Origin of the sequence: Hymenobacter cellulosilyticus (genome assembly GCF_022919215.1) — a bacterium.
Classification (GTDB): domain Bacteria; phylum Bacteroidota; class Bacteroidia; order Cytophagales; family Hymenobacteraceae; genus Hymenobacter; species Hymenobacter cellulosilyticus.
Genome location: NZ_CP095046.1, coordinates 5,367,860 through 5,392,192, shown reverse-complemented (window position 1 = coordinate 5,392,192; position 24,333 = coordinate 5,367,860). Strand labels below are relative to the sequence as shown.

Sequence of the window (24,333 nt, the reverse complement as noted above, 5' to 3'; positions counted from 1 at the left end):
GAAGCCGTAGCTTCGGAAGCAACGAGCAGCGTTTAACTCAGCAGCTTATGCCTGATGAGCTAAGCGCTGCTCCTCGTTTTCTTCCAGGTCGTTGAGCTCAATCTGTAGGGCCACGACCGAAATCTGGATTTCGTAGAGCGACATGCCCAATGAAACCAGCAACGCCAGCAGGCTGCCGCCAAACACTACCGCCCCGGCCGAGTTGAAGCCCGCATAAATCAGGAACATGGCCAGCACGCAGCCCAGCATGGAGCCTACGCCCACGGCCTGCATGTTGCGCACCATCTCCACCCGCCGGCGCAGGTTGTGTATCTGCTGAATCAGGTGGGGGCTATGGGTGGTCTTGTACTGCGTCTTGAGCGTGCGCACGATGTTGACTAAGGCCAGAAAGCGGTTGGTGTAGGCCAGTAGCAGCAACGACAAAGCGGGAAAAAGCAAGGCTGGCGTTGTAAGGGTAATTTCCATGGGCAATGCGGTAAGCAAAATGGGCATTTCGGCCGACTGCGGACTTCTACTTTTGTGGAAGACCGGCAAAGCACGTGGCCTAAAGTAGCCGCAGAATCAATAGGTTTGGCCTGCCCGCCGGATTTCCCGCCGTTTCTCTTCCTTGACACCACACATGCATACTCGTAAAGTACCGGCTCTTGTTCGAGCCCTATTGTTGCTGCCGCTCTTATTGCTGGCGGGCCGCGTAGTGGCCCAGGCGCCGGTGGGGGCAGCTTGCTTACGCCGTCACAATTTCTGGGCTACCCGCTGGGCAGCCGCTTTACGCCCCACGCCCAACTGCTGAATTATGTGCAGCAGGTAACCCAAAACTCTGGCGGACGGATGCGGGTGCAGCCCTACGGCGCTACTTACGAAGGCCGGCCATTGGAAGTAATTCAGGTAGGAACCCCGGAAAATCTGGCCCGACTAGAGGAAATCCGGCGAAACAACCTGCGACGGGCGGGCTTGGAAACCGGCACGGTGCAAAAGCAGATGCCAGCCGTGGTGTGGCTCAGCTACAACATTCACGGCAACGAGGCCGTGTCGTCGGAAGCCGTGATGGAAGTGCTCTACGACCTGGCTAACCCGCAGAATACACAGGCCCAGCAGTGGCTGCAAAACGTGGTCGTGCTGATAGACCCCTGCGTGAACCCCGACGGGCACGAGCGGTACGTGCAGTGGTATAACCGGGCCCGCAGCGCCCAGCCCAATGCCTCGCCCTACGCCTGGGAGCACCACGAGCCCTGGCCCGGCGGCCGCTACAACCATTATTTCTTCGACCTGAACCGGGACTGGGCCTGGCAAACCCAGCAGGAAAGCCAGCAGCGCGTGGCGCTCTACAACCAGTGGCTGCCCCAGGTGCACGCCGATTTCCACGAGATGAGCGTGGACGACCCGTACTACTTCTCGCCGGCCGCCAAGCCCTTCCACGAGGATATCACGCCCTGGCAGCGCAATTTCCAGAACGTCATCGGCGACTATAACCGCAAAGTGTTCGACCAAAACAACTGGCTCTACTTCACCCGCGAAACCTACGACCTGTTCTATCCAAGCTACGGCGACACCTACCCCAGCTTCAACGGCGCCATTGGCATGACCTATGAGCAGGGCGGCTCGGGCCGGGCCGGGGTGCGCGTAGCCAAGGCCGACGGCGACACGCTCACGCTGAGCCAGCGCATTGCTCACCACCACGCTACCAGTCTGGCTACCATTCAGGCGGCCTCCGACCGGCAGCCCGAGCTGGTACGGGAGTTTGAGAAGTACTATACCAACGCCCGCACCCAACCCCGCGGGCCTTACAAGGCCTTCGTGCTCAGTGGGAGTGCCGCTCCGGGCCAGCTGCAGGCTCTTACCCAGTACCTCGACCGGCAGCAGATTCAGTACGGCTACGCGGGCCGCAAGCTCAGTACCCGGGCTTTCAGCTACGCTACCGGCAAAACCGAGAACCTGCAGATCAAGGCGGAGGATATTGTAGTCAGCATGTATCAGCCCAAATCGACGCTGGTGAAGGTGTTGTTTGAGCCCCGCCCGGCCCTGGAAGACTCCCTGACCTACGACATTACGGCCTGGGCCTTGCCGTATTCCTTCGGGTTGAATGCCTATGCCTTGACCTCACGATTGGAGGCCAGCGCCAAAAAGCCGGTTGCTCCCGTAGCTACCAGCGTTGCCCCAGTCGAAAAACCCTACGCCTACGTGGCTCGGTGGAGCAGTTTGCAGGATATGAAGTTTCTGAGCCGGCTGCTCCAGCAGCGGGTGAAGGTGCGGGTTGCCCAGCGGGCTTTTGAGGCGGAAGGGCAGAAGTACCAGCCCGGCACTCTCATACTTACCCGTACGGGCAATGAAACTCTGGGTGCCCGCTTCGACCAGCTGGTACGGGCCCAGGCCGATTCAACCGGCGTGCAGGTGCAGGCCGTGGGCTCGGGCTTTTCGACTAGTGGCGCCGACCTGGGCTCGGGCTACGTGCGCTACGTAAGTCGGCCCAACGTGGCAGTGGTAGCCGGGGAAGGCGTTTCGGCTACGGCTTTTGGCGAAGTATGGCACTTCTTCGAGCAGCAGTTGGGCTACCCCGTCACGGTGCTGGGCGCCGACTACCTGCGCACGGTGCCCCTACAGAAGTTTGACGTGCTCATCCTGCCCGATGGCAACTACGCGGATATTTACCCTGAGAAAAGCCTGGAGGCCCTGAAAGCCTGGGTACGCGGGGGCGGTAAGCTGATTGCTCTGGAAGGGGCCGCGGCTTTCCTGGCCAACAAAAAGGACTTCCTACTCAAAACCAAAGCCCCCGACAGCACTGCTAAAGCCCGCACCGCCTACCAGCAGCTGCGCCGCTACGCCGAAGCCGAGCGGCAGCAGATTGGGGAACGAGTGCAGGGCAGCGTGTACCGCGTGCAGCTCGACAATACCCACCCGCTGGCGTTTGGCTACGGCTCCACGTACTTTGCCCTCATCCGCGACACGCTTAATTACCGCTTTTTGGAGGCCGGCGGTTGGAACGTTGGTGTGCTTAAGCGCGACAACTACGCCGCCGGCTTTACCGGCCGCAGTGCCCGCCGCAAGCTCACCGACACCTTCGTGCTGGGCACCCAGGAGATGGGCCGGGGGCAGGTCGTGTACTTAGCCGATAACCCATTGTTCCGTGGTTTCTGGCAGGGTGGCAAGCTGATTTTCGGCAACGCGCTGTTCTTTGTGGGGCAGTAAAGTCGGCCACTTACTACCAGCAAAAAGCCCCGGCCAACGAATTGGCCGGGGCTTTTTTGGGTAAGACGCGGTTAGACTAGTCTACTACGTCCTCAGCTTTATTTTTCACGGCCGAAGCACCTTTCTTCACGACTTTGCCGGTTTTCTGGGCGCCTTTTTTCACAACCTGGCCGGTTTTCTTACCAGCGTATTTGGCGTCTTGCTTGGTGTTGTAGGCAGCCTGACCCGCTTTGGTGCGGCCCGAACGGCTTTCTACTTTCACCGTGCCATTGTCGCGCACTTCAGCGGTGGTTTTGGCACCGGTGGCGTCGTCACGAACTACAGCCTTATTGTCCTGCGCGTGCGCAGCAACCGAAAATGCTACCATAGCCAGCAGCAGAGTTATCTTTTTCATGATGAAGAGTCGTCGTTAGAAATAGGGAATTCTAGGTCCTTATACGGGTCCGATAAAATAGGTTGTATCTACCCGTACAACCAATAAGCTCAACTAGTGTGGAGCTTGAGCCAGCACATTGGGCCTGAGGTAAAAGCACTGTCTGAAAATGCGCACTGAGGCAGCAGGCTTACTTTTTTCATAGGCAGCAGGGAGCTAAGGGTGAAGATGCGGAGGAATATTCACCTGAGTATATGAAGAAGCCGTGAAGCTTTAGGAAAGCAGTTAGGGCAGCAGCAGGGAACTGTCGCCGTAGCTCAAAAACCGGTAGTCGTGGGCCAAGGCGTGGTCGTATACCCGGCGCCAGTCGGGCCCGATAAGCGCCGCCACAAGCAGCAACAGGGTGCTTTCGGGCTGGTGAAAGTTGGTGACCAAACCCTGGATAACCCGGAACCGGTAACCCGGGGCAATCAGTAGCTGAGTGGTAGCCTGAATCGTGTCGGCTCCGCTCTGTTCCAGATGGGCCAGCAGGGCCTCAAGTGCCTCCTGCAACGGTACTACCCGAGTTTCCTCGTACGGTTGCCACTGCGTAACGTGCCAGATGGGTTCCGTGGTAGGCTGCTGCGTGAGCCGGGCGCCAAGCCAGTACAGGCTTTCCAGGGTGCGCAGGCTGGTGGTGCCAACGGCAATAATAGGCCGGGGCGCGTGGGCTAACAGCTGGCGCAGCAAAGCCGCGTTTACGGCAATAGGCTCGGCGTGCATGGCGTGGTCTTCCATCTGGGCGGCTTTCACCGGTTGGAAAGTACCGGCCCCACGTGCAGAGTTAGCTCAGCCGTAGCAATACCCCGGGCTTTGAGGTCGGCAAAGACGGCGTCGGAAAAGTGCAGGCCGGCCGTGGGAGCCGCTACGGCCCCTTCGTGGGCCGCGTACACCGTTTGGTAGCGCACCGCGTCTACGTCCGTGTCGGCGCGGTTGAGGTAAGGGGGCAGGGGCAAATGCCCGGCGGCACGCAAAACTTCGGCGAAAGGAGCTTCGGCTGGCTGCCAGCTAAATTGAATCAAGGAATAGCCGTCGGCAGCTTCCACACGCTCGGCCGTCAGTACTGCTTCGGCATCGTTCAGGGTAAAAGCCACCTGCACCGGACCAGCTTTCCAGCGCTTACCGTTACCGACCAGGCATTTCCAGACGCAGCTGCCGGTTTGCTGCATGGCCAGCTCTACCGAGCGGTGCGGGGCTACCGGCTCCAGGCAAAACAGCTCCACGATGCCCCCGTCGGCTTGTGGCAGAACAGGCGGGCCCGCACCACTTTGGTATTGTTGAATACGAGCAGTGCGTCGGCCGGCAGCTCGGTGGGCAGGTCGGTGAAGCGCCGGTCCTGCAGGCTGCCTTGGCGGTACACCAGCAGCTGCGACTGGTCACGGTTAGGCAACGGTTCGGGCGCGATGCGCGCCGCCGGCAGCTCATAGGTATAATCGAAGATGGAAAGCAGGCGTGGGTCGGGAGTGGCTGACATAGCCACAAAGGTACGCCGAGGCGCCGGCTTCGTCAGTACGGCTAGCTGCTACTTGGGCCGCCGGAAAAACATCAGGTGCTGCTGGGGCAGGGTTTCGATGCTTTCAATAAACTCCAGGCCCACGGCCTTCATTTCCTTACGGGCCTGCTCCACGCTCATCTTGTGAATGCGCTTGATGGGTACTTTAGGGTCTTCGGCCCGGTATTCGGCCAGGGCTACCCGGCCGTTGGGCTTCAGCGCCGACTTAATGGCCCGCATCATTTCCCGGGGGTGGTCAAACTCGTGGTAGGCGTCCACAATCAGGGCCAGATCCACACTGTTAGCCGGCAGATTAGGGTTTTGTACCGTACCCAGCACCGGCTCCACGTTGGGGGCGTTGTTGCGCTCCTTGTTGTCCTGCAAGTAGGTTATCATCTCGGGCTGGATATCCACGGCCAGGACCTTGCCCTGGGGTACGAGGGCACTCATCCGAAACGAGAAGTAACCCGTGCCCGCACCAATGTCGGCTACTACATCAGTAGGTTTGAGGCGCAGGGCTTTGAGCAGCACGTCGGTTCCTTCTTCCTGCTCCCGTCCGGAGCGCTCCAGCCAGTCGGCGCCCTCGTGGCCCATAACGTGCGCAATCTGCCGGCCCAGGTAATAGCGGCTGATGCCGTTGGGGTCGGCCGGCGGACGAATCTCATAGCCGGTGGTGTCGGGCACGGAGGACTGCCGGCGTTGCTCGGCCGCAGTGGCCGCGGTACTTTCACTCAGCGGCTGGGTACAGGCCTGAAATAGCAGAAGACTCAGAGCCCAGGAGCCCAAGAGGGAAAAGGAAGGAATAGTCATACGCACAGGTGCAAATAAACTGTGTTCGGACAAACATCCATGCGAGGGGAAGGGTTCGTTCGGGCTGTAGCGGTTGAGCTACGAAGAAATATTCACCATATTTTATATTGGTAAAGACCGTTGTGCTTAGGGAGTTGGCTGTTGGAAAGAGGATAAAATTCAGTTTGAAAAAGACAAAGTCGGGCCACTATTTATATTTTTGCCCGTAGAAAGCCTGTTTTCGAACTCTTCACCAACTTCCTTACCACATGAAACACGTATCCGGACTCCTACACAAGCTGACCGCCTTCGCGGCAATTGTCGTTGCGCTGAGCAGCTGTAATCGGGCTGAGTATGCAATGCTGCCCAAGACTTCATCGTACCACGGCACCGCCAACCGGGCTGTAAGCGTGAAGCCCGCCCCAGTAGCTGCTACTCCCGCTCCAGAAGTAGCTGCCGTTCCGGAAGCTGCTCCCGCAGTTGCCCCCGCTACCGTAGCCTCGGCTCCTGCTGCCCCCGCTACTGCTTCTAAGGCTGTGTCGGCTGCTCCCGCTGTAAAGGAAGCCGCAACTGTTGCTGCCGTGCAGCCCGCCACTAAGGCTCAGGCTAGCCGCAAGCTGAACCTGATCGAACGGTCGATTGTGGCGAAAGTGGCCAAGAAGGCTGAGAAGCTGAGCAGCAAGATGGAAGTGAAAAAGCATAGTGAAGTAGCTAGCACCAACAAGCTGCAAGGCAAACTGCGCCAGGGTGTAATCCTGTTGCTGGTAGGTCTGCTGATTGAGATTCTGGGTGCGGCCACCGGTATCGGCCTCATCTACGTGCTGGGTGCCATCATTGCCCTGATCGGCTTGGTGCTCATCATCCTTTACCTGCTCGACGAGTTGTAGGACTTACCGGGTATACAATAAAAAGCCCTGCTGGCAGCTGCCAGCAGGGCTTTTTTGTTTCTACATCCACCCATATGCTGAGTTCACCGGGGCTAGCTTTACTCTACTTTACGTAGTTGACGCGGTGCTATTCATAATGGGCCCAGATAAACAGCTCCATGGATACGCTGCCCTCTACATTGGGTCGACATCAGCCACGAGGCGGGCCTGCTTGAACTCCTTCTGGTCTTTTACCACGTTCATAGCCTCTATAATCTGAGCTTTGGCGTGCTTGAGCACCGTGTGTTCCCGGTCGAGCTTGATGGTAATTTCCTGCAGATAGAAGTTCCGAATCCTGAAGATGTACGGCGCTTCCGGCCCCAGCACGGCCTCCCGGCCCAGGCGGAATACCAGCTCCTGGGTTAGCAGAATGGCGGCTTGCTCGGCTACGAGCTGATCTACGTGCTTTACTGTAAGCCGAATCACGCGCATGAAGGGCGGAAAGCCGTACTCGCGCCGCTGGGTTATTTCGTACTCATAGAATTCGAGGTAGTCGTTACGGATGACTTTGTCGAAAATCACCTGAGCCGGGTCGGCCGTCTGGATAATAACCTTACCCTTCTTGCCTTTGCGGCCGGCCCGCCCGCTCACCTGCACAAACATCTGGAAGGCCCGTTCGTGGGCCCGGAAATCGGGGTAGTGAATGATGCTGTCGGCGTTGATGATGCCCACCAGGCTCACGTTGGCAAAGTCCAGGCCCTTGGTCACCATCTGGGTACCCACCAGCACGTTGGTCGTCTGCTGCTCGAAGTCGGCAATAATTTGCTGGTAGGAGTTCTTGGCCCGGGTCGTGTCGAGGTCCATGCGCTGCACGTTGGCCTGGGGCAGCATAATCTTAAGGTCGTCCTCAATCTTCTCGGTACCGAAGCCCACAGTCTTCAGGTTGCGGGAGCCGCAGGCGGGGCATTCCACCGGCATTCGGTCGTGGAAACCGCAGTAGTGGCAGCGCAGCTCGTGGGCGTGTTTGTGGTAGCTCAGGCTCACGGCGCAGTTCTTACACTTCGGAATCCAGCCGCAGTCGAGGCAGGAAATGAAGGGCGAGTAGCCGCGGCGGTTCTGAAACAGAATAACCTGCTCTTTCAAACCCAGCTTCCGCTCGATTTCACTCAGTAGCTCGGGCGTGAAGTGGTTGAGCATTTTCTTGGCGTCGCGCTGCTTGCGCGTATCCACCAGCTCAATTTCGGGCAAACCTGCTTCGCCAAAGCGTTTGCTGAGCGTAACCAGGCCCCAGCGCCCGGCTCGGGTCTGATAGTAGGTTTCCACGGCCGGCGTGGCCGAGCCCAGCAGGGTTTTAGCGCCCTGGAAGTTGGCCATCATCAGGGCCACTTCCCGGGCGTTGTAGCGCGGCGAGGGGTCATACTGCTTATAGCTGCTCTCGTGCTCCTCGTCCACGATGATGAGGGACATATTGTCGAAGGGCAGGAACACAGCGGAGCGCACGCCTACTACCACCTGAAAGCGGCCCGACAACACCCCATTCCACACTTCCACCCGCTCATTGTCCGAGAACTTGGAGTGGTAGACGCCCAGGCGGGTGCCGAATACGCGCATCAGGCGGGTTACAATCTGGGCCGTGAGGGCAATTTCGGGCAATAAGTACAGCACCTGCCCGCCGCCTTCCAGAGCCTTGCGGATCAGTTCAATATAGATTTCGGTTTTGCCCGCACCCGTTACGCCGTGCAGCAGCACAATGTCCTTCTCCCCAAACTGCTTGAGCACCTCATCGTGGGCCGCCGTTTGGGCCTCGCTCAGGGAGAAGTGAATCTTGGCCTCCGGCGAGTCGTCCATCGGGAAGCGCGACACAATGACGTCGAACTGCTCCAGGACCCCGTTTTTAATCAGCGTGTTGACGGCCGAAGGGGAGAGGTGGGGGCTGCTGGTCAGAGCGGCCTTTTCCATTCCCTGGTGGTTGGCGTGCACGTTCTGGTACACCGGCACCCGCTGCAGGTAGCGCATCAGCACGTCGAGTTGCTTGGGCTTGCTGGCCATTTTGGCAAACAGCTCCTCCAGCACATTATCCTCCACGAAATGGTGGGCCAGCCGCACTTTCTTCACCACCTTGGGTGAGTACTTATCGGCCAAGTGCTCAAACAGAAAGATGACGTCCTTCTGAATCAGCGACTTAATGACCTTGTGAAAGTTGGTGTTGCCCAGCAGGTCGCCGACTTCGGTAAAGGTCAGGGCCTTGCCATCCTCGGAGCTGAGTACGGCCACAATCCGCTCTTCCTGCTCGCTGAGCGGGTAGGGGTTGTTTTCGGGCTCGAAAGCCGGATGCAGTTGAATGCGGGACTCAGAGCTGAGCTTCAGCGCCGAGGGCAAAGCCGCGTTGATGACCTCGCCCAGGGTGCACATGTAGTAGTCGGCCATCCAGCGAAACAACTTCAGCTGGGCCTGAGTCACCACTGGTGCATCGTCGATAAACTCCAGGATGTATTTGGCCTGGTACTGGGCCGGCGGCGTTTCGTGCACGGCCGCCACAATGCAGCTAAGCGTTTTCTTGGCCCCAAACTGCACAATCACGCGGCCCCGATGACGACTTCGTCGTTCATCTCGTAGGGCACGCGGTAGGTATACAGCTTGGGCAGCGGCAGGGGCAGAATCACGTCCACAAACAGCGTGACGCGGTCGGCTCCGGCGGCTTCCGGCTGGGCAAAGTCAAAGGAAAGGCTCAACGGACAGATCAGCTAACAACAGGACCGCAAAGGTAAGCCGAATTGCGGGCCGCAGGTTTCTCTGGGCTTGGCAATTCGGCTTATGTCGGTCAGAGCCAAGAAGTAAAAGTTAGCCAGCACCCGGCGCAGGCAGCTGGGCCAAAGCATCCGCAACGCTATATACCGGCTGCTGACAGGCCCGGTTGAAGCACACGTACAGGGTAGTTTGCCCGTTCTGGGCCGTGCGGTGCAGCAGCAGCGGCAACTCACTGGCCTCTGTGGTACCGGCTACCACGGCATGGGGCAAAAAGTGCCGGCCAAGCTCCTCCCGCAAGGCTTCTGCGTCGGGACCTACAATGGCAATTTCGGCCATGGGCTGCAGCAGAGCTGCATACAGCGCCGCCCAAGTGGTCAGGTGCTGGGGCTCTTTCACCACCAGCTCCTGAACCTGGCCCAGCATTCGTGCGGCTAGCTCCCGATACTCTTCTTTTTCGAGGTGCAGGCTCAGCCGTAGCAGGTTGTGAGCCATAACCGAGTTGGAAGCGGGAATGACGTTGTCGAACAGCTCTTTTTTGCGGGCAATCAGCGTTTCACCCGCGTCGTCGGTGTAGAAGAACTGATTTTCCTCAGGGTCGAAAAAGTGGTCCTGCACGTACTGCGTCATGGTTTCGGCCTCCTGCAGCCACTGGGCGTCGAAAGAAACCTCGTAGAGGCTAATATAAGCTTGAATAACCAGGGCGTAGTCTTCCAGGAACCCGTCGATGGTGGCACGGCCGGCTTTGAAGCTGCGGCGCAGGCGCGGGCCCTGCCGCAGGTTGGTTTGCAGAAACCGGGCGTTTTGCAGGGCCAATTCTAGGAAGCCAGCTTCGCCAAACGTCCGGTAGGCATCCACCAGCCCGCTTAGCATCAAAGCATTCCAACCCGTGAGGATCTTGTCGTCGAGGCCTGGGCGCACCCGCTGATTGCGGGCCCGCCGGATTTTCTGCTTCCACTCGGCTACTATGGCCTCCAGTACCGCCACTTCCAACTCGTGCTCGGCGGCAAAGTCGGCGTCGGACTGCCGGCGGTGCAGAATGTTGCGGCCGTGTTCCCAGTTGCCCAACGCAGTGCAGTTGTAATAGGCCGAAAACAAAGCTTCCTCGTCGCCGAGAATCTGCTGCAGTTCCTCTTTGGTAAACACGTAAAACTTGCCTTCCTCGCCCTCACTGTCGGCATCCAGCGACGAATAGAATCCTCCCTGCGGACTTGTCAATTCCCGCTTTACAAACGCTATGGTGTCGTACACCACGTCGCGGAACAGTGGGTCCTGAGTCAACTGGAAGGCTTCGGAATACAGGCTCACCAGCTGCCCGTTGTCGTAGAGCATCTTCTCGAAATGGGGCACCAGCCACTCGGCATCCACCGAATAGCGCGCAAAGCCCCGCCTACCTGGTCGTAAATGCCACCCCAGGCCATTTCGCGCAGCGTCAGTAGGGTTTGGTTGAGTACCAGCTGGCTGCCGGTACGAGCATAGCAACGCAGCAGAAACCGCCAGATACTGGGCATCGGAAACTTTGGGGCCCGGTTCATGCCGCCTTTTTCCGAGTCGAAGTGTACGCCCAGGTTGTAAACCAGCAGCTTGAACTGTTCCTCCGATAAAGCTGCATCTGCCAGGCCTGCCCCATACTTCTCCAAGTCACTAGTTCGCAGCAGGCGCGCAAACTCTTCGGCCGACTTGTCTAACTCAGCCCGGTGTTCTCCCTGGTAAGCCTCCCCGATACTCTGCAGCAGTTGACCCCAGCTACGGGCGGGAAGTAGGTTCCGCCGTAAAATGGCTTAGCCTCCGGGTTCAAAAACACATTCAGGGGCCAACCGCCCGGTACGCCCATGGCCTGCAGGGCATCCATGTACACTTGGTCCACATCGGGCCGCTCTTCCCGGTCCACCTTGATGCAAACAAAATGCTCATTCATGAGCTGGGCCAGAGCCGGATTCTCGAACGACTCCCGCTCCATTACATGGCACCAGTGACAGGCCGCGTACCCGATGCTCACAATGATGGGCTTTTGCTCGGCCCGGGCTCGGCTCAGCGCTTCCTCACCCCACGGGTACCAATCCACCGGATTATGGGCGTGCTGAAGCAAGTACGGGCTGGTTTCCTGACTAAGGCGGTTGGTGTGAGCCGGCTGAGAAGACGACATAGAAATGGAGCTGGGGTGAAAAGACAAAACCCGGCTGTTGAGGCCGGGTTTTGGTTTACGAAGCAGGTGGCGTTTCGTCGGCCGCTGCGGGTTTTTTCCGGGGTGGGCGGCTGCGCTTCTTCGGAGTTTCTGCCTTAGGTTCTTCAGGCGCCGGCTCTGGTACTGGCGGAGTCGCTTTGGATTTCCGGGGCGCTGCCTTTGGGGCAGCTGCTTTGGGCGTGGCTGCTTTAGGGCCGGAGTTGGTTCCACTGGAGCCACGGCTGCCTTTGCCCGTGAAGGACGAGGCTTCCTGGCTGGTTTCGGTTTCTCAGCGGTTTCCGTAGCTTCAGTAAGCTCTGGTACTACTGCTTCCACCGGTGCTGTTTCCACGGAAACTACAGTTTCAGCAGCCGGCTCGGGTACTGCTGCGGGAGCAGGCTGCTCGACTGGGGCTGACTCGGGTACTGCTGCTTCCACCGGAATCGACTCGACTACAGGGGCAGCTTGCTCTGCGTACAGCGGGGCCGGCTTCCTACGCGACTTGGTCGGAGGCGTGGTTATTACCCGGTCTTTGGTATCCCGGGGCTTTTTCTCCGTGGCCAAGCTGCCTTTACTGCGTCCCTTCAGGCCGCGGCGTTTTGGTGCCTCTTCCTCTTCCGGCTCATCCATAGGCTGCAGCCAGTCTACATTCGGAGCGGGCTGAGGCTTTGCCACTACCGGGACGGCAACAGGTGCAGGTGCTTCGGCAGGAGTAGGCTCAGGCGTAGGCTCTGGTGCCACGGGTTCCGGAGTCGATTCATCTGCCACATTTGGTTCTGCCGAGGTAGGTGCCGCAGGCGAAAGGGTTTCTGCCGGGGCTAACTGCTCGGCTTCCGCTGGTTCAACAGCGGCCGTAGCTGAAACCGAGGCTGCAGCAGCGGCTTCGGCTGCTTGCTGAGCGTAAAGCTGGGCGGCCTTTTTGCGGGCCGTACGCTTGGCTCCGCCCCGGCTCCGTCGTTTTTTCTTAGGGAACTGCGGTACTTCGCTTTCTAAAGCGAGGTCTAGGCTTTCTTCTCCCGACGCTTCCTCCTCGTCGTCATCCTCCGACTCCGGTTGCTCAATTGCCACCTCTGAGGCTGTATCAACTACTGGTGCGGCTACAGGCACTACTTCCGCTACGGCGTGGGTAAGCGGAGTCTCGGGTTCACCAATATCAATGCGCTCCTCATCATCGTCCTCCTCCAATTCGGGTTCGGGCAGGAGCTCAGGCTTGGGTAAGGGCAAAGCGGCCAGTTGCTGCTCAAGCTCCCGAATTTCGGCGCGAACATCAGTTTGGCCAGCCAAGCGGTGCAGCCGGGCGAGGGTTGCTTCCAGGAATTCCCGATGTTCCGGGGCTTCCGGATATAGTGGGCGGTGGCCCAGAGCTTGGCGCACGGCTTCCCACTCTTTGCGGAAGCGGCCAAAAGCAGGGTCGAAGTAGGTACGGGTGAAACGCTCCCAGATGTAGTTCTCGGCCACATCCGAGGGGTGCAACATATCAGCCGCATAAAAGCGGTAGTCCCGCAAATCGTCCAGCAGCAGTTCGTAGGCCGGGAAGTACGACACGTCGGGTAGCAACTCACTCAGGTAGTGGCAGGCCACGCGCAGCACCGATTTGCTTACCGAGTTCAGGGGCAGCGTATCCTTCAGGTGCCGCACGGGGCTTACCGTCAGAATAAAGCGCAGCTTCGGGTTGGCCCGCCGCAGGTACGCGTGGGTTTCGGCTACGGCGTTGATAATCTCATCGGGCGTCAGCAGTACTTTCTCGAACTTCTCAGCCGGTACTTTGTGGCAGTTGTTGACTACCTCATCAGTTTCCAGCAGGCGGTAAGCATAAGCCGAGCCCAGCGTAAGCATGACTACATCGGTGCGCTGCAAAAACTCGCCGACTTCCTGTACCAATCCCTGAATCCGCTGCAGCAGCGTCACGGGCGAATCGGCCCCGATGCTTGCGTGCAGGTCGTAGCTTTGCCAGCGGCCCCGGGCTTCCACCAGGTGCTGCTGCCAGTCCATGTCTTCACCGGCGGCCGCGCGAAGCAGCTGGCACGCCGAAAGAGGGTTGAATACGGTGCCAAAAGGATTAACCAGGGTTTTGACCTTGGCAGCTGCCAGGCGAGACCCAATTGTATCCGAAAAGCACGAGCCCACCGTCAGCACTTGGGCCGAGAGCGGCAGCTGTTGGGGGTGCGGCGTAAGCGGTAATTCAGTACGGAACATTCTATAGGTATAAGGCCTAACTACGGCCAACGAACAGGCAACCTACTCAACTCTGCCCGTTCAGCCAAAACCGAAACCGACCAGGAGCAGGGAGAGGCCCTGGGAAAGCCTACGGCCTTCTGGGCCTCATGGATCATCTTGCCCTAGCACCAAAGGTATACACCTCTCATCAAGAAGATGTTTCCCAAAGAGAAGCTAGGGTAAAACTGCTGCTTTAATCCAGAGGAAAAAGCAAACCAGCCAATAGCAAAAAAGCCTGACTACCGCGGTAGTCAGGCTTTTTATTACTCTATGCAGGTAGCTTACTCAGCTACTACGTTGAAGCGCACCTGGTGCTTTACTTCTTTATGCAGGTTGATGGTAGCCGTGTACTCACCAGCCGACGCAGGCTCCTGATCGAAGGAGATGCGCTTGCGGTCTACGTCTACGCCCTTAGCTTTCAGAGCCTCGGCCAGCTGCAGGGTGGTCACGCGGCCGAAAATCTTGCCGGTTTCGCCCACTTTGGCTTTGATTTCGAAAGCAGCCTCACCGATTTTGTCGGCAATAGCCTGCGCGTCACCTTTGATCTTGTCGGCTTTGTGAGCAGCCTGACGTACGTTCTCGGCAACGATTTTCTTGTTGGTCTTGTCGGCCAGAATAGCCAGACCCTGCGGCAGCAGGTAGTTACGACCGTAACCAGACTTTACAGTAACGATGTCGTTCTTGTAGCCCAGGTTCTTTACGTCGTCTTTCAGAATTACTTCCATGTCAGTCTCTGTAAGAAAAGTTTACTTCAACGAATCGGTTACGTAGGGCATCAAAGCCAAGTGACGGGCTTTAGCCACGGCTTGAGCAATTTTGCGCTGGAATTTCAGGCTGGTGCCGGTGATACGACGGGGCAGAATGCGGCCCTGCTCGTTCACAAACTTCAGCAGGAAGTTCGGGTCTTTGTAGTCCACGTACTTAATGCCGTTCTTCTTGAAGCGGCAGTATTTCTTGCGCGTGTCCTGCTTGTGGATTTTCTCGTTGGCTAGGCTCATGGTCTTATTGGGCTACGGCTTCCGATTGTTGTTTAGCCTTCTGCTGGTTCATCTCGCCGTTGCGACGACGCTGGCTGTAGGCCACCGCGTGCTTGTCGAGAACAGTCGTCAGGAAGCGGATGATGCGCTCGTCGCGGCGGAATGCCAGCTCGAGTACGTCAACGATGTTACCTGAGCCAGTGAACTCCACCAGGAAATAGTATCCGGTGTTTTTCTTCTGGATTGGGTAAGCCAACTTCTTGAGGCCCCAGTTTTCGGTGTGGATAATGTCGGCGCTATTTTCCTTAAGCACCTGCGAGAACTTCTCGATCGTCTCTTGCACCTGCGTCTCGTTCAGAACGGGAGTTAGGATGAAGACCGTCTCGTAATTTCTTACTTCCATTAGACGGGATGAAAAAATTAAATGAAAAAATGAATCAGGGCGCAAAGATACTACTTATCCGGGCTTATCCTCAAGGTGCCTGGTAAATTTATCTGAGTAGTTGAAATTAAAGGCCCTAGGTAGGGAAATTGCCAAACCTTTGAAGCTAAGATAAGTTAGCAAAGGGAGTAGTATTAATCCGAGGGAGCTGAAAGCTCAAGTGTAGAAGGGCATAGTGTATTCCTATTATATAAGGAGATACGCGGCAGGGTTTTTTAGAATGATTCTAAGCAAGCCACAATGGGCGAAAATTAGCCCAGGCAGGTTTGCGGTCTGCGATTCCCGACCTACATTTGTGGCCTTGAAGTACCCCTGCCTTTCTTTTTCCCAGTCACATTGTGCTATGAATAGCATCCGACTTCGTCCTCTCTCCCACGTCTTTCTAGCTCTGTTTCTGACATTTGCTGCGGTGGGTTCCTCCACCGCCCAGCAAGCAGAAACAGTTCCCGTTGCTACCGCACCGGCTGCTAGCAAGGATGGCGTGACGCCCGGCTCTACTGCCGCCGCCGCCCCAGCCGCCGCTGCGGGTGCCACCACCGGTGATGCCGCTGCTATCAGCGCTGGCAACACACTGTTCACGCAAAACTGCGCCCAGTGCCACGCCATCAATGAGGTAGTAGTAGGCCCGCCCTTAAAGACGTGCACAAGCGTCGCCCCATTTCCTGGTTGATTCCGTGGATTAAGAACTCCAGCAAAGTTGTTGCCAGCGGCGACGAGTACGCGGTGAAAATCTTCAACCAGTACCAGAAGCAGCAGATGCCGAGCTTCCAGCTCTCCGACGCTGAAATCACCTCGATTATCTCCTACGTTGCTGCCGAAAGTGACAAGCCGGCTACGGCTGCCGCTGGCGGTGTAACAGCTGAGAATGCTGGCAAAGTTGATGGTGCGGATGGTGGCGCTGCCGCCGGAGCCGGAACGGGCAACAGCACGATCGACATTCTGCTGATTGTATTAGTAGTAGTGCTGCTGGTGTTGGTGGTAACCTTGGTTATCATCGCCAACATCATGAAAGACGTGCTGCGCGGCCGCAAGGATCTCGATGGTCGCGACGTGGAGCAATTGGAGCAGCGCTTCGACTTCAGCAAGATCTACAAGTCGCCTGTAGTGCGCGGTTTGGCTCTGGGTCTGTTTGTTCTCGTTGTGTTGTATGAGTCGGTACAGGGCGTAATGGCCATCGGCTTGGCTCAGGGCTACCAGCCTACCCAGCCTATTGCTTTCTCGCACAAGCTGCACGCCGGTGAAAACCAGATCAACTGCTCGTACTGCCACACTTCGGTATATAAGAGCAAGAGTGCTAACATTCCTTCGGCCAACATCTGTATGAACTGCCACTCGCAGATCAAAACGGAGTCGCCCGAAATCAAGAAGATCTACCGCGCTATCGAGCGCAAGCAGCCGATTCAGTGGGTTCGTATTCACAACCTGCCCGACTTGGCTTACTTCAACCACTCCCAGCACACCCAAGTAGGTGGCATCGAGTGCCAGACCTGTCACGGTCCAATTCAGAACATGGAGGTAGTGTACCAGTATTCGCCCCTGACCATGGGCTGGTGCATCAACTGCCACCGCGAGACTCCCTCAACACGAAGGGCAACGGCTACTACAACAACCTCGTGAAACTGCACGATGCTGCTAACAGCGGTGCTCCCTTCACGGTGTCGTCGAACGGCGGTACGGAGTGCTCGAAGTGCCACTACTAGCCTGACAAGGTCTTAGGTGCCCGGAATGCAGCCACTGCTTCTGGTGCGCCTAAGACCTGTTTTCTTCTTTAAAAACACGCATACCAACTTAGAGACTTACCGGACCAGAATCCAAGTCGCTAAGTCCCTAAGACCCTAGTCCCCAAAAAACACGATGCAAGAGTCGCCTAAGTACTGGAAGGGAATTGAGGAACTGGAAAGCTCACCGGAGTTTGTCAAAAACGCGTTCAGCGAGTTTGGCGATTTCCTGCCGGTGAAGGAATCCCACGGCTCTTCCGACGCCGCGGTAGCCCCGCGTCGCGACTTCCTCAAACTCATGGGCTTCGGTATTGCCGCTGCTACCCTGGCAAGCTGCGAAACCCCGGTCCGCAAGGCAATTCCATACCTCAACAAACCCGAAGAGGTTGATCCAGGTATTGCCAACTTTTACGCTTCCACTTATTTCAACGGTACCGACTACAACGCTGTGTTGGTAAAAACCCGTGAGGGCCGTCCGATTAAGCTAGAAGGCAACCCCGGTTCGCCTATCACGCGTGGTGGCCTGTCGGCCCGGGCTCAGGCCTCGGTACTGAGCCTCTACGACAAAGGCCGTCTGCAGCACTTCGCTATCAAAGGCAAGAAAGCGGCTACCGACCAGGTTGACCAGGAAATCCGCACGAAGCTGGCCGGTGTTACCGGTCGTATTGCCATCGTGTCGCCAACCATCATCAGCCCCACGACCAAGAAGGTAATTGCTGAGTTTGCCTCGCGCTACCCCAACACGGAGCACGTGATGTACGATGCCAACTCGCAGTCGGCATTGCTCCGCGCCAACGGTGGGGTGCTGCCTTCCTACGATTTCAGCAAGGCTGCCGTAATCGTAAGCTTGGGCGCCGACTTCCTTGGTACTTGGCTCTCCCGGTTGAATATGCTCATCAGTATATCACCAACCGTAAAGTTTCGGCCGAGAAGAAGACGATGAACCGTCACTTCCAGTTTGAATCGGCAATGACGCTGACGGGTGCCAACGCCGACGTGCGAGTGCCGGTTAAGCCTTCGGAAATGGGGGCTACGGCTGTTGCTCTGTACAACGCTATAGTTGGGGGTGGTGCTGCTGCCGGTTCAGCCCAGCTGAAAAAAGCTGCTGCCGAGTTGCGCGCCGCTGGTGCCCGTGGCTTGGTAGTTTCGGGTTCAAACGACGTAGCAATCCAAACGCTCGTTACGGCTATCAACCAGACGCTTGGTAGCGCGGCTGTTGACGTGGCTAATCCTTCCATGCTGCGCCAGGGCGACGACGCCCGGATGGTGCGCTTGGTAAATGATATGAATGCCGGTACCGTAGGTGCGGTTATTTTCTATCACGCCAACCCAGCTTACGATCATCCGCTGGCTGCGAAAGTGCAAACTGGTATTGCCAAGGTTCCGGTAAGCATTTCGCTTAATGACCGTTTGGACGAAACCGGCTCCCTGTGCTACTACGCTTGCCCAGACCACAACTTCCTGGAGTCGTGGAATGACTACGAGCCTAAGCGTGGCTTCCTGAGCTTAGCTCAGCCTGCTATTTCGCCTTTGTTTGCTACCCGTCAGGCGCAGGATAGCCTGCTAACCTGGGCTGGCAATCCGCAGAGCTACTATAACTACCTACGCGCTTCGTGGCGCGGCCTGCTGGGCGGCAACTTCCAGGCAGGTTGGGACAAGGCAGTGCATGATGGGGTAGCCCTTGGCACCCTGTCGCCGGCTCCAGTTGCTCAGGTTGCTCCCGCCATGAGCCCTGCTCAGGCAGTAGCCGCTATCGGCTCCGCTCCTAAAGGCTCGGGTGTTGAGTTGGCCATCTACGAAAAAGTAGGTATCGGCTCGGGCAATTGCGAAGCCAACAACCCCTGGCTGCAGGAGTTGCCTGATCCAGTTTCGAAAGCAACCTGGGGGAACTACGTAGCTGTTCCCCGTGCTATGGCTGTGAAGAACGGCTGGGAGCAGGGCGACGTGCTGAAAGTAACGGCTAACGGCGTTTCGATTGAACTGCCCGTGCTGGTTCAGCCTGGCCAGGCCAACGATACGGTAGGCATCGCCATTGGCTACGGCCGTAAAATGGCTGGCAAAGTCGGCGACAACGTGGGTGCCAACGTGTACCCAATGGCTTCGATGCGCGACAATAACATCATCTTCGCCAACAACGTAACGTTGGAAAAGACTGGTGCTCAGTCGCCCATTGCCCAGACCCAGACGCACCACACCATCATGGACCGCAAGCCAGTGGTTCAGGAGTCGACGCTAGCTAAATACATTGAGAACCCACGGGAGGTAACTGAATACGATAAGATTGCTACGCCGGAAGGCTTAGAGAAACCCAACAAGGTTTCGCTGTGGCAAGATTACGAATACAAGAACCACCACTGGGGTATGGTTATCGACCTCAACTCCTGCATCGGCTGCGGCTCGTGCGTGGTTGGTTGCCAGGTTGAGAACAACGTTGCCGTAGTAGGTAAGCAAGAGGTAATCAACCGCCGCGAAATGCACTGGCTGCGTATCGACCGCTACTACAGCTCGGACGCTAGCAAAGAGGATTTCGCCGAGAAAGGCAAGCTGGATACCTACAAGGCTATGGAAGATCCGTCGGAAAACCCGTCGGTTATTTTCCAGCCTATGCTTTGCCAGCACTGCAACCATGCTCCTTGCGAAACGGTGTGCCCTGTATTGGCTACTACCCACAGCTCGGAAGGTCTCAACCAAATGACCTATAACCGTTGTGTTGGTACCCGTTACTGCGCTAACAACTGCCCATACAAGGTTCGTCGCTTCAACTGGTTCTCGTACTACTCGAACGAAAAGTTCGAAGACGTAAACGGCCATATGTTCACCGACCTGGGCCGCATGGTACTGAACCCTGACGTAACTGTTCGGGCTCGGGGTGTGATGGAAAAATGCTCGTTCTGCGTGCAGCGCATTCAGCTTGGTAAGCTGGAAGCCAAGAAGCAGAAGCGCCGTCCGAAAGATGGAGAAGTGGTAACCGCCTGCGCGCAGTCGTGCCCCACCCAAGCTATTGTATTCGGCGACATGCGTGATCCGGAGTCACAGATTTCGAAGATCATCCGTCGCGAGGATGGTGAGCGGGGCTTCCACGTGCTGGATGCCATCAACGTGCAGCCAAACATCACGTATCTGACCAAGATCCGTAACACGGAAACTGAAGTTCGCAACGCTTAATCACAGGGTCAAGGAGCTTAGGATTGTAGGGTAGGGAGATGACCGACCAATGGTTCGGAACAGACGAGAGCCTCTACAGTCCTAAGCCCCCAACTAACCAACTAAAACTATGCAGCACGTATCGCCTGTACGGGAGCCGCTCGTAACCGGGGGAAATCGTACCACGACGTCACTCAAGACGTGTGCCGCCAGGTAGAAGCCGCCCGAATGTTCGGTGGATGGCCGCCCTGAGCGTTGCGCTCTTTTTCCTCGGCGTTTTCCTCTACTCTGTGTACCGCACCCTGTGGTATGGTATCGGAGAGTGGGGTTTGAATAAAACTGTCGGCTGGGCCTGGGACATCACCAACTTCGTATGGTGGGTAGGTATCGGTCACGCCGGCACACTGATTTCGGCAGTGCTCCTGCTGTTCCGTCAGAAGTGGCGGAGCTCCATCAACCGCGCTGCAGAAGCTATGACGATCTTCGCCGTAATCTGCGCCGCTATGTTCCCGGTTCTGCACATGGGTCGTCCGTGGCTTGCTTACTGGGTATTCCCGCTGCAGAACACCTTCGGCTCGCTGTGGGTAAACTTCAATTCGCCGCTGTTGTGGGACGTATTCGCTATTTCGACCTACTTCACTGTGTCGCTAGTGTTCTGGTACACGGGTCTGGTACCCGACTTCGCTACCATCCGCGACCGTGCTAAAGGTCCAATTGCTAAAGTAGCTTATTCGCTGCTGAGCATGGGCTGGACGGGTTCGGCCAAGCACTGGAGCCGCTACGAAACCGTGTCGCTGATCCTGGCCGGTGTTTCGACCCCGCTGGTACTGTCGGTACACACCATCGTATCGATGGACTTTGCAACCTCGGTTGTTCCGGGCTGGCACACGACCATCTTCCCTCCCTACTTCGTGGCTGGTGCTATCTTCTCGGGCTTCGCCATGGTACTGACGCTGATGCTCATTACCCGGGTAGTATTTAAGCTGGAAGATTATATCACGATGGAGCACATCGCACTCATGAACAAAATCATGATGATTACGGGCTCTATCGTAGGTGTGGCTTACATCACCGAATTCTTCATTGCCTGGTATTCGCAGGTTGAGTTTGAGCAGTACGCATTTATCAACCGTGCTACTGGTCCTTACTGGTGGGCTTACTGGTCGATGATGACCTGCAACGTAATTACTCCCCAGCTGGTGTGGATTCGCAAAGTACGCTACAGCATCCCGCTGACTTTCGTACTGTCGATCATTGTAAACATCGGTATGTGGTTCGAGCGTTTCGTAATCATCGTGACCTCGCTGCACCGCGACTACCTGCCCTCGAGCTGGGTAATGTTCTCGCCCACGATTATCGACATCGGTATCTACGTGGGTACAATGGGCTTGTTCTTCACCCTGTTCCTGCTCTTCGCCAAATTCTTCCCTGTGATTAACATGGCCGAAGTGAAGACCGTGCTGAAGTATACGGTGGATAACGGTCCGACCTACACTGGTCATGACCCGCACCACGACCTGATTCACAAGCCAACCACCCACGGAGTGCCTGCCAATGCTCCGGTAAACTACAATAAGCATGACTAAGCGCTTCGCCCTCGGCATCTTCGACGACGAAGACGTGCTGATGCACGCCATTGAGAACGTCCGCGCGGCGGGCGTTAAAATCTATGAAGTGTTTACCCCGTTCCCCATTCACGGCATTGATGATGCTCTGGGTATCGAACGGTCCCGCTTGCCCATCGCCGCGTTCTTCTACGGTATGTGCGGTCTGGCCTTCGCACTGTGGATGCAGATCTACATGCTGGGCTTCGACTGGCCCATGATTATTGGTGGTAAGCCGCACATTGCGCTGCCCGCCTTCATTCCAGTATCCTTCGAATTGACGGTATTCTTTACCTGCCACGGCATGGTAATTACCTTCTACACGATTAGCAAGCTCTACCCACGCTGGAGAACTCCGGTACTGGACGTGCGCTCGACGGACGACAAGTTCGTAATGGCCATTGAGATCAACGAAAGCACTGACCTCAACAACCTGAGCAAGCTGCTGCGCGAGAATGGCGCCTCGGAGGTGAACGAAAAAGAAATGACTAAGAACTAATGACGCACACGCTGAAACTAGGTCTGCAAGCGTCGGCTATTCTATTTGCCTCGGTGCTGACTACAGCTTGTAACAAGGCTGATGACACCGGCTTGGAGTATGCGCCGCAGATGTACGAGCCTATTGCCTACGAGCCTCTTAAGCAGATTCATACCAATACGGTGAACCCGATGGGACTGAACATGCGCACTCCAGTAGTGGGCACGGTTCCAAGCGGTAAGCTGGCTTATTACTCGCACATTCCTAAAGATAGTGTAGGTACGGCCGAGCGGCGTCTGCGCAATCCTTACTCCTATACCAAAGCTAATTTGGAAGAGGGTAAGGTTCTGTATACCCGTATCTGTTCACATTGCCACGGTGAATCCGGCGCTGGTGACGGTCCGGTAGGTCAGAAGTTCAAGGGCGTTCCGAATTACGCGGCTGGTTCTTACAAAACCATGAATGATGCGCACATCTACCACGTAATTCAGTGGGGACGTAACCGCATGATGCCTCACGGCTCGATCGTGAATCCTGAGGAGCGCTGGAAGATAGCCATGTACGTCCGCGTACTGCAAGCTGGCAAAGGCCCCGATGGGCTGGCTGACTACGTAAAAGTTAGCCGCGACTCGAGCGAAATGACGGACCGCGCTACCCAATCCCCAGTATTGGAAGCACAGGCTGATAAAGGTTCAACCACTCCCGGTCAAGGTGACCAGGCACGAAACGGAACGGCGAACTAACTATGGCAACTCTGACGCATCAAGAAAGCGCCACGGCTGAATACCTGGAGCTTTCGCCGAAAACCCGCAGAACCTTCATCAGCATCATCGTTGCTGGGGTAGTACTGCTAGGAATAGGTCTTATTATTGCCGCCATGAACAAGGGCGGTGGACATGAAGCTGCTGGTGCAGTCCACGGTGCTGCTCACGCAGCCGGTCCGGAGGCTGGCGCTGGCGCGGCTCATCATGAGGGCAGCCCTGTATGGCTGAAGCGCTTGTTGGTGAGCTTGTGGCACAACAACGTATTCTTTGTAGGTGTATCGGCTATCGGTACCTTCTTTGTAGCACTGCAGTATGTAGCCTACGCAGGTTGGTCGGTAGTTATCAAGCGCCTCAACGAAGCCATGAGTGTATGGCTGATTCCAGGTCTGATCATCTTCCTGGTTGTATTTTTCGCTGGTCGTCATGACCTGTTCCACTGGACTCACGATGGTATCATGGATCCGAAGGCGGAAAACTATGATGCCATTATTGCTGGTAAGAGCGGTTTTCTGAACACGCCATTCTACCTGATCCGCATGGTAGTATACCTGGGTATCTGGTGGTTCTTCACCGAGCGTTTGCGCAAGCTGTCGTTGGCTGAAGATCTGAACGGTGGTACCGAGTATTTCCACAAGAGCATCAATGTAGCTGCCTTGTTCCTGGTGTTATATGCAGTAACCTCGTCCATGTCGGCTTGGGACTGGGTAATGTCGGTTGACGTGCACTGGTTCTCAACCATGTTCGGCTGGTACGTATTTGCCTCTTGGTGGGTATCAGGTATCGCTGTTACAACTCTGACTGCTATTTACTTGAAGCAGGCTGGCTACCTGAAGTTTGTTAACGCCAACCACCTGCATGACCTTGGTAAGTTCATGTTCGGCTTCAGCATCTTCTGGACCTACGTTTGGTTCTCGCAGTTTATGCTGATTTGGTACGCTAACCTGCCTGAGGAAGCGGTTTACTACAACCAGCGTCTGGGTGGCTTTAATGGTGCCTACACCTGGATCTTCTTCTTTAACCTGGTTATTAACTTCGCTTTTCCTTTTCTGGTGCTCATGCGTCGTGATGCCAAGCGTCAGATGATCATGTTGAAGATTGTAAGCATTGCGATTTTGATCGGCCACTGGTCAGATTTCTATCTAATGCTGATGCCTGCAACTATGAAGGGCGAGAATGGGTTCGTCATAGAGATTGGCGTTGCCCTGATTTTCTTGGGTAGCTTCCTGCTCCTGTTCACCAAGCGCTTGGCGCAAGCCTCCCTGGTACCGGTTAACCACCCGTTCCTGGACGAAAGCGTGCACCACACGACTTAATTAGACATGAGTATTGAGAAGTGAG

Annotated in this window: 18 protein-coding genes and 3 pseudogenes; 9 read left to right on the top strand and 12 right to left on the bottom strand. The window is 56.6% G+C overall.

Features of this window, described 5'->3' with window-relative positions; all coding sequences use genetic code 11:
• Positions 1-45: 45 nt before the first annotated feature.
• Positions 46-465 carry a DUF2721 domain-containing protein gene (locus MUN79_RS26355; RefSeq protein ID WP_244675453.1) on the bottom strand — a complete coding sequence of 140 codons (420 nt, stop codon included), beginning with the start codon at positions 463-465 and terminating at the stop codon, positions 46-48.
• Positions 466-720: 255 nt separating this feature from the next.
• Here MUN79_RS26355 and MUN79_RS26350 point away from each other — a divergent pair, with 255 nt between their 5' ends.
• Positions 721-3,183, top strand: coding sequence for a M14 family metallopeptidase (locus tag MUN79_RS26350; protein ID WP_244675452.1), 2,463 nt, complete (start codon positions 721-723; stop codon positions 3,181-3,183).
• Positions 3,184-3,259: 76 nt separating this feature from the next.
• Here the strand turns inward: MUN79_RS26350 and MUN79_RS26345 are convergent, their stop codons facing one another.
• The 4 genes and pseudogenes from MUN79_RS26345 to MUN79_RS26335 all read right to left on the bottom strand — a co-directional run bounded on the left by MUN79_RS26345 (position 3,260) and on the right by MUN79_RS26335 (position 5,897).
• Complete coding sequence (locus MUN79_RS26345; RefSeq protein ID WP_244675451.1) at positions 3,260-3,577, bottom strand: hypothetical protein; 318 nt, start codon at positions 3,575-3,577, stop codon at positions 3,260-3,262.
• A gap of 264 nt (positions 3,578-3,841) precedes the next feature.
• Positions 3,842-4,764, bottom strand: a pseudogene (locus MUN79_RS26340) (S-adenosylmethionine:tRNA ribosyltransferase-isomerase).
• Positions 4,765-4,790: 26 nt separating this feature from the next.
• Entirely contained in the window at positions 4,791-5,069 is a 279-nt protein-coding gene (locus MUN79_RS31520; protein ID WP_311136606.1) for an S-adenosylmethionine:tRNA ribosyltransferase-isomerase, read from the bottom strand.
• Positions 5,070-5,117: 48 nt separating this feature from the next.
• The gene (locus MUN79_RS26335; protein WP_244675450.1) at positions 5,118-5,897 is read right to left on the bottom strand and encodes a class I SAM-dependent methyltransferase; all 780 of its coding nucleotides are present in this window, start codon (positions 5,895-5,897) and stop codon (positions 5,118-5,120) included.
• Between the two features lie 248 nt (positions 5,898-6,145).
• Between MUN79_RS26335 and MUN79_RS26330 the strand changes: the two genes are divergently transcribed.
• Entirely contained in the window at positions 6,146-6,763 is a 618-nt protein-coding gene (locus tag MUN79_RS26330) for a hypothetical protein (protein ID WP_244675449.1), read from the top strand.
• A 174-nt stretch (positions 6,764-6,937) separates the two neighbouring features.
• On the opposite strand, the pseudogene priA reads toward MUN79_RS26330, so the two are convergent.
• The 7 genes and pseudogenes from priA to rpsF all read right to left on the bottom strand — a co-directional run bounded on the left by priA (position 6,938) and on the right by rpsF (position 15,248).
• A pseudogene (gene priA, locus MUN79_RS26325) lies at positions 6,938-9,474 on the bottom strand (replication restart helicase PriA).
• A gap of 109 nt (positions 9,475-9,583) precedes the next feature.
• Complete coding sequence (locus MUN79_RS31510; RefSeq protein WP_311136603.1) at positions 9,584-10,855, bottom strand: thioredoxin domain-containing protein; 1,272 nt, start codon at positions 10,853-10,855, stop codon at positions 9,584-9,586.
• On the bottom strand, positions 10,792-11,127 hold the full coding sequence (locus tag MUN79_RS31505; RefSeq protein ID WP_311136602.1) for a hypothetical protein: 336 nt from the start codon (positions 11,125-11,127) through the stop codon (positions 10,792-10,794). The genes MUN79_RS31510 and MUN79_RS31505 overlap by 64 nt, the downstream gene beginning before the upstream one ends.
• A 44-nt stretch (positions 11,128-11,171) precedes the next feature.
• Complete coding sequence (locus tag MUN79_RS31500) at positions 11,172-13,847, bottom strand: GSCFA domain-containing protein (RefSeq protein ID WP_311136601.1); 2,676 nt, start codon at positions 13,845-13,847, stop codon at positions 11,172-11,174.
• Positions 13,848-14,149: 302 nt separating this feature from the next.
• Positions 14,150-14,593 carry a 50S ribosomal protein L9 gene (gene rplI / locus MUN79_RS26310; protein ID WP_244675448.1) on the bottom strand — a complete coding sequence of 148 codons (444 nt, stop codon included), beginning with the start codon at positions 14,591-14,593 and terminating at the stop codon, positions 14,150-14,152.
• 21 nt (positions 14,594-14,614) lie between these two features.
• Positions 14,615-14,866 carry a 30S ribosomal protein S18 gene (gene rpsR / locus MUN79_RS26305; protein WP_100338887.1) on the bottom strand — a complete coding sequence of 84 codons (252 nt, stop codon included), beginning with the start codon at positions 14,864-14,866 and terminating at the stop codon, positions 14,615-14,617.
• Positions 14,867-14,870: 4 nt separating this feature from the next.
• Positions 14,871-15,248 carry a 30S ribosomal protein S6 gene (gene rpsF / locus MUN79_RS26300; RefSeq protein ID WP_244675447.1) on the bottom strand — a complete coding sequence of 126 codons (378 nt, stop codon included), beginning with the start codon at positions 15,246-15,248 and terminating at the stop codon, positions 14,871-14,873.
• Between the two features lie 382 nt (positions 15,249-15,630).
• Between rpsF and MUN79_RS26295 the strand changes: the two genes are divergently transcribed.
• The 7 genes and pseudogenes from MUN79_RS26295 (at position 15,631) to MUN79_RS26265 (ending at position 24,308) form a co-directional block, all read left to right on the top strand.
• Entirely contained in the window at positions 15,631-15,957 is a 327-nt protein-coding gene (locus MUN79_RS26295) for a c-type cytochrome (protein ID WP_244675446.1), read from the top strand.
• Positions 15,927-16,904, top strand: a complete 978-nt coding sequence (locus MUN79_RS26290) for a cytochrome c3 family protein (protein WP_244675445.1) — start codon at positions 15,927-15,929, stop codon at positions 16,902-16,904. Before MUN79_RS26295 ends, MUN79_RS26290 begins: the two co-directional genes overlap by 31 nt.
• A 237-nt stretch (positions 16,905-17,141) precedes the next feature.
• A pseudogene (locus tag MUN79_RS26285) lies at positions 17,142-20,170 on the top strand (TAT-variant-translocated molybdopterin oxidoreductase).
• 218 nt (positions 20,171-20,388) lie between these two features.
• Positions 20,389-21,735: an NrfD/PsrC family molybdoenzyme membrane anchor subunit gene (gene nrfD, locus MUN79_RS26280; protein WP_375378200.1), complete on the top strand. Its 1,347-nt coding sequence runs from the start codon at positions 20,389-20,391 to the stop codon at positions 21,733-21,735.
• The gene (locus MUN79_RS26275) at positions 21,728-22,252 is read left to right on the top strand and encodes a DUF3341 domain-containing protein (protein ID WP_100338892.1); all 525 of its coding nucleotides are present in this window, start codon (positions 21,728-21,730) and stop codon (positions 22,250-22,252) included. Before nrfD ends, MUN79_RS26275 begins: the two co-directional genes overlap by 8 nt.
• Complete coding sequence (locus MUN79_RS26270; protein ID WP_244675444.1) at positions 22,252-22,974, top strand: c-type cytochrome; 723 nt, start codon at positions 22,252-22,254, stop codon at positions 22,972-22,974. Before MUN79_RS26275 ends, MUN79_RS26270 begins: the two co-directional genes overlap by 1 nt.
• 2 nt (positions 22,975-22,976) lie before the next feature.
• Positions 22,977-24,308 (top strand): quinol:cytochrome C oxidoreductase, encoded by a 1,332-nt coding sequence (locus MUN79_RS26265; protein WP_244675443.1) that lies wholly within the window; start codon positions 22,977-22,979, stop codon positions 24,306-24,308.
• Positions 24,309-24,333: the final 25 nt, after the last annotated feature.